General features: G+C 76.0%; 8 protein-coding genes. 7 read left to right on the top strand and 1 reads right to left on the bottom strand.

Annotated elements, in window-relative coordinates; translation table 11 throughout:
* The first annotated feature begins 492 nt into the window (after nucleotides 1-492).
* The 5 genes from P3H78_RS21220 to P3H78_RS21200 all read left to right on the top strand — a co-directional run bounded on the left by P3H78_RS21220 (nucleotide 493) and on the right by P3H78_RS21200 (nucleotide 11,166).
* Nucleotides 493-2,832, top strand: coding sequence for a serine/threonine-protein kinase (locus P3H78_RS21220; protein ID WP_276110676.1), 2,340 nt, complete (start codon nucleotides 493-495; stop codon nucleotides 2,830-2,832).
* Between the two features lie 151 nt (nucleotides 2,833-2,983).
* The gene (locus tag P3H78_RS21215) at nucleotides 2,984-5,758 is read left to right on the top strand and encodes a serine/threonine kinase C-terminal domain-containing protein (RefSeq protein WP_276110675.1); all 2,775 of its coding nucleotides are present in this window, start codon (nucleotides 2,984-2,986) and stop codon (nucleotides 5,756-5,758) included.
* Between the two features lie 135 nt (nucleotides 5,759-5,893).
* Nucleotides 5,894-7,531: a serine/threonine-protein kinase gene (locus P3H78_RS21210; protein WP_276110674.1), complete on the top strand. Its 1,638-nt coding sequence runs from the start codon at nucleotides 5,894-5,896 to the stop codon at nucleotides 7,529-7,531.
* Nucleotides 7,532-7,701: 170 nt separating this feature from the next.
* Nucleotides 7,702-9,324 (top strand): serine/threonine-protein kinase, encoded by a 1,623-nt coding sequence (locus P3H78_RS21205; protein ID WP_276110673.1) that lies wholly within the window; start codon nucleotides 7,702-7,704, stop codon nucleotides 9,322-9,324.
* Nucleotides 9,325-9,492: 168 nt separating this feature from the next.
* Nucleotides 9,493-11,166 carry a serine/threonine-protein kinase gene (locus tag P3H78_RS21200; protein WP_276110672.1) on the top strand — a complete coding sequence of 558 codons (1,674 nt, stop codon included), beginning with the start codon at nucleotides 9,493-9,495 and terminating at the stop codon, nucleotides 11,164-11,166.
* Nucleotides 11,167-11,213: 47 nt separating this feature from the next.
* On the opposite strand, the gene P3H78_RS21195 is transcribed toward P3H78_RS21200, so the two are convergent.
* Nucleotides 11,214-12,140 carry an AraC family transcriptional regulator gene (locus P3H78_RS21195; protein WP_276110671.1) on the bottom strand — a complete coding sequence of 309 codons (927 nt, stop codon included), beginning with the start codon at nucleotides 12,138-12,140 and terminating at the stop codon, nucleotides 11,214-11,216.
* A gap of 105 nt (nucleotides 12,141-12,245) precedes the next feature.
* Between P3H78_RS21195 and P3H78_RS21190 the strand changes: the two genes are divergently transcribed.
* Nucleotides 12,246-13,151, top strand: a complete 906-nt coding sequence (locus tag P3H78_RS21190; RefSeq protein ID WP_276110669.1) for an MBL fold metallo-hydrolase — start codon at nucleotides 12,246-12,248, stop codon at nucleotides 13,149-13,151.
* A 212-nt stretch (nucleotides 13,152-13,363) separates the two neighbouring features.
* Nucleotides 13,364-14,989, top strand: a complete 1,626-nt coding sequence (locus P3H78_RS21185; protein WP_276110668.1) for a succinic semialdehyde dehydrogenase — start codon at nucleotides 13,364-13,366, stop codon at nucleotides 14,987-14,989.
* Nucleotides 14,990-15,072 lie beyond the last annotated feature (83 nt).

Here is a 15,072-nt window from a genome sequence, read left to right as displayed (position 1 = left end):
CGATTGGGCGGGGCCGCGTCAGCGGTGCGGCCGGGCGGGGTCCGCGAGGGGCGTGTGGCGGTGGGGGGAGGAGCGGGGGTGTCGGCCCGGGTCCGGGGCCGGTGGGGCAGGGGAGTCGCGTGCGGCGGATGCGCCGAAGCCTCGCCCGGAGGGTGCGGAACCACCGCGAATTCTTCGCACCATCTCCACGAGTCCCGTTCGTCGTTCAACCGTCCGCCGGGAAGGCGATCCGGGTGAGTGGTCCGGGTTCGCACCGGCAGTGGTCCGGGCGGGCACATCGGAGCGGCAGGGAGGGACGGTGCGGATTATGGCCGGAAAGGTCCGAAGCGTCGGCACCCGCGGGTGCCCGTCTGTCACGGCCCGTCATCCCCGCCCGGGAGCAGCGCCGTTCGTGGGAGGCGTACGGCGCGCGAGGGGGCACCCTGGGCGCTGAGCACTTGTCGGGTGAGAGACAATGGAGGCTCTGTCAGGGCGGGTTGCATGAGGGGACGCATGTCGGAGGCGGAGCGGGCGGGGACATCCCGTCAGGACACTCGTCAGGACAACAGCGAGCGTCTTCTCGCCGGGCGGTACCGGTTGGGGGACGTGCTCGGCCGGGGCGGCATGGGCACCGTGTGGCGCGCCGAGGACGAGACCCTCGGCCGGACGGTCGCCGTCAAGGAGCTGCGGTTCCCGACGAACATCGACGACGAGGAGAAGCGGCGCCTGATCACGCGCACCCTGCGCGAGGCCAAGGCGATCGCCCGGATCCGCGATACCAGCGCGGTCACCGTCTACGACGTGGTCGACGAGGACGACCGCCCGTGGATCGTGATGGAGCTCGTCGAGGGCAGGTCGCTCGCCGAGGTCATCCGCGAGGACGGCGTGCTGGAGCCGCGGCGCGCGGCCGAGGTCGGCCTGGCCGTCCTCGACGTGCTGCGCTCGGCGCACCGCGAGGGCATCCTGCACCGCGACGTGAAGCCGTCCAACGTCCTCATCTCCGACGACGGCCGTGTCGTGCTCACCGACTTCGGCATCGCGCAGGTCGAGGGCGACCCGTCGATCACCTCCACCGGCATGCTCGTCGGCGCGCCCTCCTACATCTCCCCGGAGCGGGCCCGCGGTCACAAGCCGGGCCCGGCGGCCGACCTGTGGTCGCTCGGCGGGCTGCTGTACGCGTCCGTCGAGGGTGTCCCTCCGTACGACAAGGGCTCGGCGATCGCCACCCTGACCGCGGTGATGACCGAGCCGCTGGAGGAGCCCAAGAACGCCGGGCCGCTCCGCGACGTGCTGTACGGCCTGCTCGCCAAGGACCCGGAGCAGCGCCTCGACGACAAGGGCGCCCGCGCGATGCTCACGTCCGTGCTCCGCGCCCCCGAGCCGGAGCCGGTCGACGCCACGAAGGTCGTCCCGCTGCCGGCGCAGCCGGACGGGCCCGCGGGCCGGGACGGCTCGGCGGCCGCCGGTGCGCGCCGCGGCGAGGAGGCGGCCGAGCGGCTGCGCGGTGCCCTGCGCTCCGTGCGCAAGGCCGCCACGGCCGCGGGTGCGGCCGGCTCGGTGGCCGCCTCCCGCACCAAGTCCGGCTCCGCCGGCACCGGTTCGGACGCCGACGAGGACGGTTCCACGTCCTCGGCGGCGGACTCCGGGGCGTCCGGGGCCGCCGCGTCCGGGTCGGCGGGCAAGAGGTCCGCGGCGTCCGGCACGCGTGGGGCGGGCGCCGGGAAGAACGGGACCAGGAAGGGCTCGGGGGCCAAGTCCGCGAGCGGCACGTCCGCGGCCGGCACGTCCGGAGCCGCCAAGGGCGCCGGATCCGGGGCGGCGTCCGACGCCGCGTCCGGGGCCTCGGCCGGGAACGGGGCGAAGCCGGGAGCTGCGGCCGGCGGCAAGCAGGCCGAGGGCGCGGCGAAGTCCGGGGCGGCGGCGGGCGCGGGCGCGAAGTCCGCGGAGCCCGGTGCCGGGGCGGACGCCGAGGCGGTCTCGCAGGAGGCCGCCACGCCCGCCGCCGACGCGAAGACCCGGCACACGAAATCGGGCTGGCCCGTGATGACGCCGCCGGACCTGCCGCCGCGCCCCGCGGCGCGGGCTCCGCTCACCGACGTGGTGCCGAAGCGCACGCTGGTGGTCGTCGCGGTGGTCGTGGCGCTCGCCGTGATCGGTGCGGTGCTCGCCCTGACCCTCGGCGGCGGCGACTCCGGGGACGGCAAGGCCGCGGGGAAGGGCACCTCCTCCGGCGCCCACACCTCCGCCGGGCCCTCCACCAAGGAGGACCCGAGCGGCGGGTCCCGCGCGGGCGGGGGCGGGACCGGTGCGGGCACCGGTGCGCCGAACGCGGGCGGCGGTGCGGGCCAGAGCTCCGGCGCCCCCTCCTCGGACGGCTCCGGCGCGGACGGCTCCGGTGCCGGGGGATCCGGGAAGAACGGCGGGGCCGCCTCGACGTACAAGAGCGGCCAGGGCTTCTCGATCGGGCTGCCCGCCGGGTGGAAGTACGCCAGCACGGACTCCGCGGGCGCCCGGTTCACGGGCCCGGACGGGCAGCGGCTGCTGGTCGCCTGGACGTCGACGCCCAAGGGCGACCCGGTCGCGGACTGGACGAACCAGGAGCGGTACATGGTGCGTTCGCAGTACCGGCGCATCCGTATAGAGAAGGTCGACTACCGCGGCTGGAACACGGCCGACTGGGAGTTCACCTACTCCGACGGCGGCACTCCGTACCGCACCATCGACCGTGGGTTCGTCGTCAACGGGCATCAGGGATATGCCCTCATGTACAGCGCGAAGGCCGCGAACTGGGACAGCGACCTGCGCAAGAACACATGGCAGACCCTGACGAAGACCTTCGAACCGAAGCCGTGAGCTGAGCCGACCCGGTTTCCGGCGGGAGATGCCGCATCCCCTCAATGCGGGTTGCCTCCGGCACGTATCGTGAGTGGTTGCGGACCGTAAGCAGGGGGAACGGGTCGCATGGCGAACGGAACTGACCGACCGTGGGGCCGGGGGAGGCAACGTGGACGACTATGCGGGCCGGGTGCTCGCCGACCGCTACCGCCTGCCGCTGCCGCCGTCCGACGAGTACGAACTCACCGAGTCCCGCGCGTTCGACACCTACAGCGGCCAGGAAGTCCTGGTCCGCCAGGTGCCGTTGCCGGAAGTGGTCGAGGCGGAGGTACTCGACGCGGACGGGCTGCCCGACGGTTTCACCGCCCGTGCCGGAGCCGCGCGCCGGCCGCCCGCGCGGTCCGCGACCCGGCGGCCGGCCGATCCGTCGGTCCGGCGTGCGGTGGAGGCCGCGCAGGCGGCGGCCCGCATCCCGGACCACGCCCGCCTCGACCAGGTCTTCGACGTGTTCGCGGAGGGCGGCTCGCTCTGGGTCGTCAGCGAGCTGGTCGCCGCGCGGCCGCTGGCGGCGCTGCTGGCCGGGAGTCCCCTGTCGCCGTACCGGGCGGCGGAGATCGCCTCCGACGTCCTCACCGCGCTGCGCGTCCTGCACGCCCACGGCTGGGTGCACCGCAACATCACCGCCCGCACGGTGCTCGTCTGCGACGACGGCCGGGTGATGCTCACCGGCCTCGCCGTCGGGGCGGCGGAGGAGGCGCTGTGCGGGTACGACCCCGTGCCGCCGGACCCGGACGGCGGGGACGGCGGCGAGCCGCCGGACGCCGCCGAGCCCGGTCCCGACGGCCCCCGCCCGAAGGCGCACCCCGGCCCGGACACGCACCCCGTTCCGGGCGGACCCGGCGGGGCCGATCCCGAGGCGGCCCGGCGGGCGGCGATCGAGGCGCGGGCGACCGGTGCACTGCCGGGGCGCGGCACCGGCACGGCGTCCGGCTCGCCGGGGGCCGGTACGCCGCGGGCCCTGGAGACCGGTGAGGACGTCCGGGCGGCGCGGGCCGGGGCGATCGCCGCGTACCGCGCGGGCGCGCGGGCGGCCGCCCGGGTGCAGGAGACCGGGCAGCCCGGCCCCCGCCCCGCACTCCCCGGCGCCCGTCCACCCGCCGACGCCGCCACAGGGCCGCAGCACGGCCCGGCCGCACCGGACCCGCGGCCCGGCACCCGCCCGCCGTTCGGCACGGACGGCGCCCCCGGCGCCCCGGTCCCGTACGGCTCGGGCATCGACGGCCGGCCCGGCTCCCGGCCGCCGTACGGGGTGGACGAGGACCGGCGGGCCGGTGTGCCGTCGCCCTACGGTCCCGACGGGGACCGCCGGCCCGGCACCCGGCCTCCGTACGGCGTCGACGCGGTGCGGAGGCCCGGTGGAAGCGTCGGCCCCCACGGTGTCGACGGCCCCCCGCCGTACGGTGGTCACTCCGGTGGCCGTCCCGGTGGTGTCCCCGCGCAGGCGGCGCCGGCGCTCGGCGCCGCGTCCGGCGCGGGCCGGCCCTTCGTCGAGGCCGCCCGCGCGCATCGGGAGGTCGACGGCGCCCCCGCGCATCCGGCGGGCGGCGACGTCCCCGGGCACCCGGAGGCCGACGGTCCGGGTGCCGCCCGCTGGGGCGATCTCGTGGCCGGAGTCCCCGCCGCGCGGCGGGGACCCGCCACCGCGCTGGCCGCCGAGCGGGCCCGGCAGGCCCGGATGACCGTGGTCGGGCCGGTGACCGAGCGCTGGGCGCCGGAGCAGGCCGGGCCCGTGCACGAGAACTGGCAGCTGGCCGCGCCCATCGGCCCCGCCACCGACCTGTGGGCCCTCGGGGCTCTGCTCTTCCGCGCGGTGCAGGGCCACGCGCCCTACCCGGAGGAGTCGACCGCCGAGCTGGTCCAGATGGTGTGCGCCGAACCGCCCGCCTACGCGGAGGAATGCGGGCCGCTGCGGCCCGTCGTGGAGTCGCTGCTGCGTCAGGACCCCACCGAGCGGATCGACTTCGAGGAACTGCGCGGCTGGCTGCGCTCGCTGGTGCGCTCCGCGCCCGAGCCGGACGCGGGCGCGCACGTCGTCGCCGCCCCGCCCGCCGACCCGAGCCGGCTGCCCGTCGTGCGCCGCCGCGGCGAGCTGGTGCGCAGACGGCGGGCCGGGCTGCCCGCGCCGCACGGACGGCACAAGCGGGCCCGGGAGCAGGAGCGTTCACCGCGCAGCCTCGGGCGCACCCTGCTTCTGCTGATCCTGCTCGTGCTGGCCGGCGTGGTCGCCTACGCGATGCTCCTCATGCCGAAGGCGGACCACGACGGGGCGGCGGGAGGCGGACGCACCTCGGCCGCCGGCGACGCCTCGTCCGCCGCGCCGGACGGCGGCGCGAGCGGTGCCGGGCGCCCCGATCCGGCCGGATCCGGCACGGGCAACGGCGCTCCTCCGTCGAGTGGTTCGGCGGACACCCGCACCACCGCTCCGGAGGTCGCCGACGGCTTCACCCTGCGCCGGGACCCCGCCGGCTTCCGGATGGCCGTGCCCAAGGGGTGGTCCCGGCAACCCCGCAACGACCGGGGCCAGATCGTGTACGAGCACGGCGGGTTCCAGCTCGTCGTCGTCCCCGGTCGGGACACCTCGGCCGAGTTCGGCGGCGACCCGATGGCGTATCAGCGCGACAAGGAGAGCGAACTGCAGGCCTACCGCGACTCCAGCTGGGCCACCTCCTCCGGCATGCGGACCATCCAGGTAGGCGGACGCACCATGGCGGAGGGGCAGTTCACCTGGACCGGCTCCGACGGAACGGACCTGTTCGTGCGCAACCTCGCCCTGCTCCAGGACGGCCGCTACCACGTGGTGCAGGTCCGTGGTCCGGAGACGCAGCGGGACCGGGTCACCGCGGTCTACGAGCAGGCGTCGGCCAGCTACCGCTTCACGGGCTGAATGGGGCGGTTCCCGGCCATGGCCGGGAGCGACAACCGTCACAGTGCGGTTTCCTTGGCACCCCGCCGGTTCCCTGTCCGGGGGCCGGTCCTTACTCTGACCCTGTCAAGACCATTGCGGGGAAACGTGAATCAGATGCAGGGCCTGCTTCTCGCGGGCCGCTACCGGCTCGCCGACGCCATCGGCAGCGGAGGCATGGGCCGGGTGTGGCGCGCGCACGACGAGGTGCTGCACCGTGCCGTCGCCATCAAGGAGTTGACCGCCGCGCTGTACGTCTCCGACAGCGACCAGGCGGTCCTCCTCGCCCGCACCCGGGCGGAGGCACGCGCAGCCGCCCGGATCAACCACTCCGCCGTCGTCACCGTGCACGACGTGCTGGAGCACGACGGCCGCCCGTGGATCGTGATGGAGCTCGTCGAGGGGCACTCGCTCGCCGACGCGGTCAAGGAGCAGGGCCGGGTGGAACCGGCGGAGGCCGCCCGGATCGGCCTGTGGGTGCTGCGCGCCCTGCGCGCCGCGCACACCGCCGGAGTGCTCCACCGCGACGTCAAGCCGGGCAACGTCCTGCTCTCGCAGGACCGCCGGGTGCTGCTGACCGACTTCGGCATCGCGCAGATCGAGGGCGACACCACCATCACGCGCACCGGTGAGGTCGTCGGTTCCGTCGACTACCTGGCGCCCGAGCGGGTCCGCGGCCACGATCCCGGCCCGGCCTCCGACCTGTGGGCGCTCGGCGCCACCCTCTACACCGCGGTGGAGGGGCTGTCCCCGTTCCGCCGCACCTCGCCGCTGACCACCATGCAGGCCGTCGTGGACGAGGAACCCGGCGAACCCCGGCACGCCGCCGCGCTCGGGCCCGTCATCACCGCGCTGCTGCGCAAGGATCCGGCCGCGCGGCCGTCCCTCGCCGAGGCCGAGCAGATGCTCGCGGAGGCCGCGGAGGGACGCCGTCCGAGTGTCGCGCAGGCCTTCGTGCCGACACAGCCGGCGGGCCCCCGGTGGGAGGCGGACGGCCGTCCCGCGCCGGACACGGCCGCGACCACGCCGTACCAGCCGACGACGGCCGCCGGTACCGCCCCGGTCCCCGTGCCCGCCGCCGCGCCGCCCCGGCGCAGCCGGCTGCGCACGTTCGCGCTCGTGGTGGCCCTCGCCGCGCTCATCGGCGGCGGCACCGCGGTGGGCCTGCAGAAATGGGACGAGAGCCGGCAGCACGACATCACCGGGGGCTCCGGCACCCCGGGGACGCCCACCTCGCCCTCGTCGAGCTCCGGTGCCGGCCGGGCCACCGACACGACGGACAACCTGCCGGCCGGCTGGGTGCGCCGCGACGACCCCATGGGCTTCAGCATCGCCGTCCCCGGCCGTGCCTGGAAGCGCACGGTCTTCGACAAGGCGACCCACCAGGTCGACTACACGCCCGACGGCGGCAAGCACTTCCTCCGCATCGCCATCGACACCTCGCCGGACTTCGCCACCCCGCACGACCACCAGATCGACCTGGAGCAGCAGCTCCACCGGCTGGTCGACTACCGGCGGCAGACGCTGGAGGCCAACACCTACCGGGACCGTCCCGGCTCCCTGTGGGACTACACCTGGACCGCGCTGGCCAAGGACACCCCGTTCCCCGGGCCGCGGCACGCCGTCGAGGAGACGTACGTGAGCCGCGAGGGCGTCGAGTACGCGCTCTACATGTCCTCGCCCGCGGCCGACTGGGGCACCACGCGGAAGCAGTTCACCGCCGTGCTGCAGGGCTGGCGCCCGCTGTCCGGCTGACGGCGGCCCCGCACACCGCGCCCCCGGCGGGCCCCGCGGCCGGATCCTGACGGCACCTCGGCCGGATCGTTTCCGCGTACCGGCCCGTCCCGGACCGGCCTGTAACCCGGTCGGGTCTTGGCCGGTCGGCGCCCCGGAGCGGCGGTGTCCGATGCGGCATGATGGGGCTCATGGGGACCGAGGGGGACGACTGCCGTGTGATCGCGGGCCGTTACCGCCTTGAGGCGCGGCTCGGCCGGGGCGGCATGGGCGTCGTGTGGCGGGCGACCGACCAGCTGCTCGGCCGTCAGGTCGCGGTCAAGGAGCTCGCGTTCGACGAGACGCTGTCCGCCGAGGAGGCCCGCCTCCAGCGCGACCGCACCCTGCGCGAGGCACGCGCCGTGGCCCAGCTGCGCCACCCGCACATCATCGTCGTCCACGACGTCGTCGAGCAGGACGGGCGCCCGTACATCGTGATGGACCTGGTGGGCGGCGGCTCGCTCGCCGACCGGATCGCGGCGCAGGGCCCGGTCGACGCGACCGGGGTCGCCCGGATCGGGGTGGCCCTGCTGAGCGCGCTGCGCACCGCGCACGAGGCGGGCGTCCTGCACCGCGACATCAAACCGGCGAACGTGCTGGTGGAGTCCGGCACCGACCGCGCCGTCCTCACCGACTTCGGCATCGCGCAGGTCGCGGGCGCCACCACGCTCACCGAGACGGGCTCCTTCGTCGGCTCGCCCGAGTACACCGCCCCGGAGCGGATGTCCGGCGCCCGCACCGGCCCGGCCTCCGACCTGTGGTCGCTGGGCGCCCTGCTGTGCACGGCGCTGAGCGGTGAGTCGCCCTTTCGCCGCGACTCGCTGGGCGGCATCCTGCACGCCGTCGTCTTCGACGAGATCCGGCCGCCCGCCCAGGCCGAGCCACTGCTCCCCGTCGTGCGCGGGCTGCTGGAGCGGGACCCCGACCGGCGGCTGGACGCGCCCGAGGCGGAGCGGATGCTGCGGGCCTTCCTCGATTCCGGCCGCACCCCGCAGCCGCCCGCCCGGTACAGCCCGACCCAGCGGGACGTGCCCCGGGTCGCCGCCGCCCCCGCCGCGCCGACCCGGGAGACCGCGGCCCCGGCCCGGCCCTCCACCCGGGGCGTGCTGGTCGCGGCGCTGCTGGTCGCCGCCATGGCCGGGGCAGGCGTGTCCGCGGTCGCGCTGCTCATGGACGGCGGCGGCCCCGCGGGTGGCACCCCCGCGAGCACCGCACCGCGCACCCCGTCGGGCCCGGCGCCCTCGTCGCCGTCCTCGTCCGCCTCCGCGCCCGGCAGCCCGGCCGCCCCGGGGTCCGCCGGCGGTTCCGCGGCCTCCGCCGCGCACGGGCCGACCGCACCGTCCGGCTACCGCACGGTCCGCGACCCCGGCGGCTTCTCCCTCGCCGTGCCCGACCGGTTCGTCCGCAGGCCGCAGGGCGAGCGGATCTTCTACATGTCGCCGCAGGAGACCTTCCGGCTCGGCGTGCGGGTCTCCGACCCGGTCGCCGGCGGTCCGCTCGCGGTGATGCGCCGGTCGGACGCGCAGGGCCCGGCCACCAACCCCGGCTACCACGACGGCCGCATCACGGCCGCCACGCACGACGGACACCCTGCCGCCCTCTGGCAGTTCAGCTGGAACGGCTTCACCGCGGCGGAGGGCGCCCGGCACACGTACGACCTGTGCTGGGAGCAGGACGGGCAGATGTACGACGTGTGGGTGTCGGCGCCGGTCGGCGAGGCCCGCGAGTCCAAGGAGTACTTCGACGTCGCCCTCGACACGTTCGCGCCCGGCTGAGAACCCCGGCCCGGACGGCCCCCGGGCCCGAACGCCCCCTCGCCGGGAGACCTTGTCCCGCCCGGTACGGACCATACGGGGAGAATCCCGGCGCCGTCGGTCACGGGTCTGTGACCGCCCGCCGTGCACGGTGGAGGCGGGAGCGGACGGCACGGTATGGATGGACGTATGAGCAGCAACGGGGGAGCCCACCACGAGTCCGACGAGACCACGAGTTTCGTTCTGCAACCGCCCGCTCCGCGGCCGCCGGTGCCTCACCCGCAGAACCCGTACGCCGCGCCCGCACCGGCACCGGATCCCGCCTCCGCTCCGGGCCCCGCACCGGCCCTCGGACCCGGCGCGGCCCCGGAACCGGGCGCCGGCCGTCTGATCGCCGGGCGGTACCGGCTGCTCGCCCGGCTCGGGCACGGCGGGATGGGCACCGTGTGGCGGGCCCGGGACGAGACCGTGGACCGCGACGTCGCCGTCAAGGAACCCCGCGTTCCCGACCACCTTCCCGAGCGCGAACGGGCCAACGCCTTCGAGCGGATGCGCCGCGAGGCCCGCGCGGCGGCCCGCCTCGACCACCCCGCGGTCGTCACCGTCCACGACGTCGCGGTCGTCGACGGGCAGCCGTGGATCGTGATGGAGCTGGTGCAGGGCCGTTCGCTGGGCGACGCCCTGCGGGAGGGCACGCTGGACGCACGGGAGGCGGCCCGCACCGGCCTGGAGGTGCTCGGCGCGCTGGAGGCGGCGCACGCGTCGGGTGTCCTGCACCGCGACGTGAAGCCGGACAACATCCTGCTCGGCCGGCACGGCCGGATCGTGCTCACCGACTTCGGCATCGCGCAGATCGAGGGCGAGACCAGCCTCACCGACACCGGGGGCTTCGTCGGCTCGCCCGAGTTCATCGCCCCGGAGCGGGTCCTGGGCCGGCGGGCCGGCCCCGCGTCCGATCTGTGGTCGCTGGGCGTGGTCCTGTACGCCGCGACCGAGGGTGTCTCCCCGTTCCGCCGCAGCAACACCCCCGCCACCCTCCAGTCGGTGCTCAATGCCGAGCCCGCGCCGCCCACGGCCGCCCCGGGTCCGCTCGCCGAGGCGGTCACCGGCCTGCTGCGCAAGGACCCGGCGCACCGCCCGGACGCGACCCGGGTGCGCGCCCTGCTGACGGCGGCCGCCGCCCCGCCCGCTCCGGAGCCCACCCGGGAGGTGCGGACGGAGCCGGGCCCGGCCGCCGCGCCGCGCCGCCGTCCGGGCCGCCGGGCCCGGCTCGGCCTCGGCGCCGTCGCCGTCGCGGCCGCGGCCGCGGCGTACCTGCTGGCCGCCCGCCCGTTCGCCGGGCCGTTGCCCGACGGCTGGCAGCGGCACGAGGAGCGGGACGTCGCCGCGACCCTCGCGGTGCCCGCCGGCTACCAGCGGGCGGCGCCCGACCGGAAGACGGACCGGACCCACTGGGTGTCCTACAGCGACCTGAGCGGCAGCATCCGGGTCGTGCTGACCCTGATGCCGAGGTCGGAGGATTCCGGCCACCGGATCAAGGACTCCGCGGCCGCCCAGATGTACGACGACAACGGCACGTTCGAGCAGTCCGGGGACTCCTCGCTCGACATGCCGCACAACCCGCGGACGGCGCCCCGGGAGTCGACGTACAGGGGACGCAAGGCGGCCGAGAACACGGTCGCCTACGTCACCGACGACAGCCAGGACCCGCTGCCGCGCGAGCTGCGGATCCTCTACTACCGGAGCGCCTCGGGCGACCTGTACAAGCTCGTCGTCGGCTATCCCGGCAAGGGCGACTTCACGGAGCGCGGGCGCGACGTCGCACGCGAGGCGATCGCCAACCTGGACATCGGCCGCCCCTGACGGGACGAGGGACCGTGACGGCCGGGGCCCGCCCGGCGGTCCGGCCGTCAGCGTCCCGGGTCCGGTCCTCCGGCCTCCTTCGCCGCGCGGTAGCGGCCCGGGGTGGTCCCGAACTCCCGGCTGAAGGCGTGCGAGAGCGCGAAGGGGCTGCTGTACCCGGTCTCCCGGGCGATCGTCGCCAGCGGGGCGTCCGTGTCCCGCAGCCGGGCGGCGGCGAGGGTCAGCCGCCACCAGGTCAGGTAGGCCATCGGCGGCCGGCCGACGAGGGCGCCGAAGCGCCGGGCCAGTGTGGCGCGGGAGACCTGCGCCGCGGCGGCGAGGCGGCCGGTCGTCCAGGCGGCCGCCGGGTCCGCGTGCAGGGCCCGCAGGGCGGCCGTCGCCACCGGATCGCCCAGCACCGCCGGCCAGGCGCCCGTCTCGGCCCGGTCCATCCATGCCCGGACCAGGTAGATCAGCAGGAGGTCCAGCAGGCTCGGCAGGGCCAGGCAGGAGCCCGGGCGGCGCTCGTCCAGCTCGCGGGCCAGCAGGTCCACCGCGGCGCGCAGTCCGGGGTCGCCGCCGGCCCGGTGCGGCAGGTGCACCGTCTGCGGCAGCTCCGCCAGCAGCGGGTGCGTCCGGCTGCGGTCGAGCCGGTACTTGCCGCACAGCAGCTCCACTCCGGGGCCGCCGGACCCCGCCCCGGCGCCGCGCAGCCGCTCGAAGGGCACGGCCCGCGCCACCCGGTCCGGGTCGGCCGGTCCGTCGGCGAGCACGTGTCCGGCTCCGTGCGGCAGCAGCACGACGTCGCCCGTGCCGAGCGTCACCGGGTCCGCGCCTCCGTCGGGCAGCAGCCAGCAGGTGCCGGCGAGGACGACGTGGAACCCCGCACCGTCGTAGGGGGCGAAGCGGGTGCACCAGCGGCCGTCCACCCGGATCCGGTTCGAGGAGGGCCGGCCGACCCGTACCGCGGAGATCGCGTCGCTCACCACGTCCATGGCCCGAGCGTAGCGGGCCGGTGGCGCACCGGTGAGACGCTCGCATATCCGGACGACTCCCTGAGGCATGGGAACGCTCACCGGTCCCCCCATAGAGTCGGGGTCATGACCGAAGACAGCGTGCAGCGGTTCGTGATCGGGGACTTCGAGGTGTTCCGGGTCGTCGAGTGGGAGGGGCCGCACGTGGCCCCCCGGGCCTTCGTCCCGGACTGCGAGCCCGAGGTGTGGCGGGAGTACGGGGACCGGCTCGTGCCCGACCACCTCGAGGCGGGCGGGGAGCGGGTCGTGGTGGCCCTGCAGACCTGGGTGGTGCGCGGCGGCGGGCGGACCGTCCTGGTGGACACCGGCGTCGGCAACGGCCGGGAGCGGCCCGGCACGCCCCTGTTCCACCGGCGGGACGGGGACTTCCTCGGCCGGCTGGAGCGGGCCGGGGTGCGCCCCGAGGACGTCGACGTCGTCGTCAACACCCACATCCACGGCGACCACGTGGGCTGGAACACCCGGGACGCGGGCGGGGAGTGGGTGCCCGCCTTCCCCCGGGCGCGGTACCTCGTCCCGGCCGCCGACGACCACCACTTCGGCCCGGCGAACGGCTACGCGGGCGGGGCGCGCCCCGACGACCGGCTGATGTACGAGGACAGCGTGGCGCCGGTGCACCGGGCCGGGCTGTCCGTGCTGTGGGAGGGGGAGCACCGCATCGACGGCGCGCTCACCCTGGAGGCCGCGCCCGGGCACACGCCCGGCTCGTCGGTGCTGCGGCTCTCCTCGCGGGGGGAGCGGGCGGTGTTCGTCGGCGACCTGCTGCACAGCCCGGTGCAGGTCGTCCGCCCGGACTGCAACAGCTGCTTCTGCCTGGACGCCCGCGGGGCCGCGGCCAGCAGGCGCCGGATCCTCGAACAGGCGGCGGACGAGAGGGAGTTGGTCGTCCCGGCGCACTTCGGCGGGTCCGGCGCGGTGGAGGTGCGGCGGGAGGGCGGCCGATTCCGCGTGGCCGGGTGGGACGCCGCCTGACGGGGCCCGCCCCGGCCGCCCGCGGATGTGCGCGCGGTGTGCGCGGGGTGTGCGGCCGTGGACCGGGTGTGGAGTGGCCCTCGTCGACCGCCCCGCACAACGCCCTGATCAGCGCATTCGTTGCCAGTGAACACTGGCGGCGTGTGAGCGGTCCGTGAATCCCCATTACCGACGGGTACACAAAGCCTCCGCCGCGGCATACCCTGCGCGTCATGACGGACTCGCAGGCCCCGGAGAAGACCGGCACGAAGACCGGCACGAATCCCCCGGCCCCCGCCCCCGCGGGCGCCCGGACCGCCGCCGACGTGGTGACGCCCGAGCTGGTCGCCCAGCTCACCAAGGGCGTCGCCGGGTCCGGCCGGACGGCCAACCACACCCCGTTCACCGGTGAGAAGCTCGCCGACCTGCCCGAGTCCACGCCCGAGGACGTGGCCGCCGCCTTCGAGCGGGCCCGGGCCGCGCAGGCCCTGTGGGCGCAGACCCCGGTGCGCCGGCGCGCCGAGGTGCTGCTCGCCTTCCACGACCTGGTCCTCGCCCGCCAGGCCGAGGTGCTCGACCTGATCCAGCTGGAGACCGGCAAGGCGCGCCTGCACGCCCACGAGGAGGTCCAGGCCGTCGCCGTGGCCGCCCGGCACTACGGCCGCAGGGCCGCCGCCTACCTGCGGCCCAAGCGGCACGCCGGGGCGATGCCCACGCTCACCCGGGTCACCGAACTGCGCCACCCGCGCGGGGTGGTGGGGCAGATCGCGCCGTGGAACTACCCGCTGGAGCTGTCGGTCGGCGACGCGCTGCCCGCGTTCGCGGCGGGCAACGCCGTCGTCATGAAGCCCGACACGGAGACCTGCCTGACCGCCCTGTGGGCGCGTGACCTGCTGATCGAGGCCGGGCTGCCCGCCGAGGTCTTCCAGGTGGTCCTCGGCGACGGCCCGGTCGTCGGCCCCGAGGTGGTCCGGCACGCCGACTACGTCTCCTTCACCGGCTCCACCCGCACCGGCCGCGAGGTCGCCCAGGGCGCCGCCGCCCGCCTGGTCGGCGTCTCCCTCGAACTGGGCGGCAAGAACGCCATGCTGGTCCTGGAGGACGCCGACATCGAGAAGGCGGCCGCGGGCGCGGTGCGCGCCTGCTTCTCCTCCGCGGGCCAGCTGTGCATCTCCATCGAGCGGCTGTACGTCCACGAGTCGGTCGCGGACGCCTTCCTGGAGCGCTTCGCCGCCCGCACGAAGGCCCTGCGGCTCGGCACCTCCCTCGCCTACGGCGCCGACATGGGCTCGCTGGTCGGCGAGCGTCAGCTCGAGACCGTGCGGCGCCATGTGGAGGACGCCGTCGCCAAGGGCGCCCGGGTCGTCGCCGGCGGGGTCGCCCGCCCCGACATCGGCCCCTTCTTCTTCGAGCCGACCGTCCTCGACGGGGTGGAGGCGCCGATGGCGGTGTGCACCGAGGAGACCTTCGGACCGGTGGTCTCGGTGTACCGCTTCGGCTCCGAGGACGAGGCGGTCGAGCGCGCCAACTCCACGCCGTACGGCCTGAACTCGTCCGTGTGGACCAAGGACGCCCGGCGCGGCCGCGCGGTCGCCGCCCGGCTGCGCACGGGCACCGTGAACATCAACGAGGGCTACGCCCCCGCCTACGGCAGCGTGCAGTCGCCGATGGGCGGCATGAAGGACTCGGGCCTGGGCCGCCGGCACGGCTCCGAGGGCATCCTCAAGTACACCGAGGCGCAGACCGTGGCCCACCAGCGGCTGCTGCCGATGGCTCCCTCGCTCGGCATGGACGACCGGAAGTACGCGGAGTTCATGAGCCGCAGCCTGAAGCTGATGAAGACCTTCCGCTTCCGCTAGACCGCACGACTGCTGGACCGCACGACCGCAAGCGCAAGACCGCAGGACCGTGCTCCGGCCGGACCCCGGCCGGGGCGCGCAGG

This window comes from Streptomyces tropicalis (assembly GCF_029269835.1).
GTDB lineage: Bacteria > Actinomycetota > Actinomycetes > Streptomycetales > Streptomycetaceae > Streptomyces > Streptomyces tropicalis.
The sequence above is the reverse complement of the archived record's forward strand: the minus strand, read 5'-3'. Positions and strand labels throughout refer to the sequence as shown.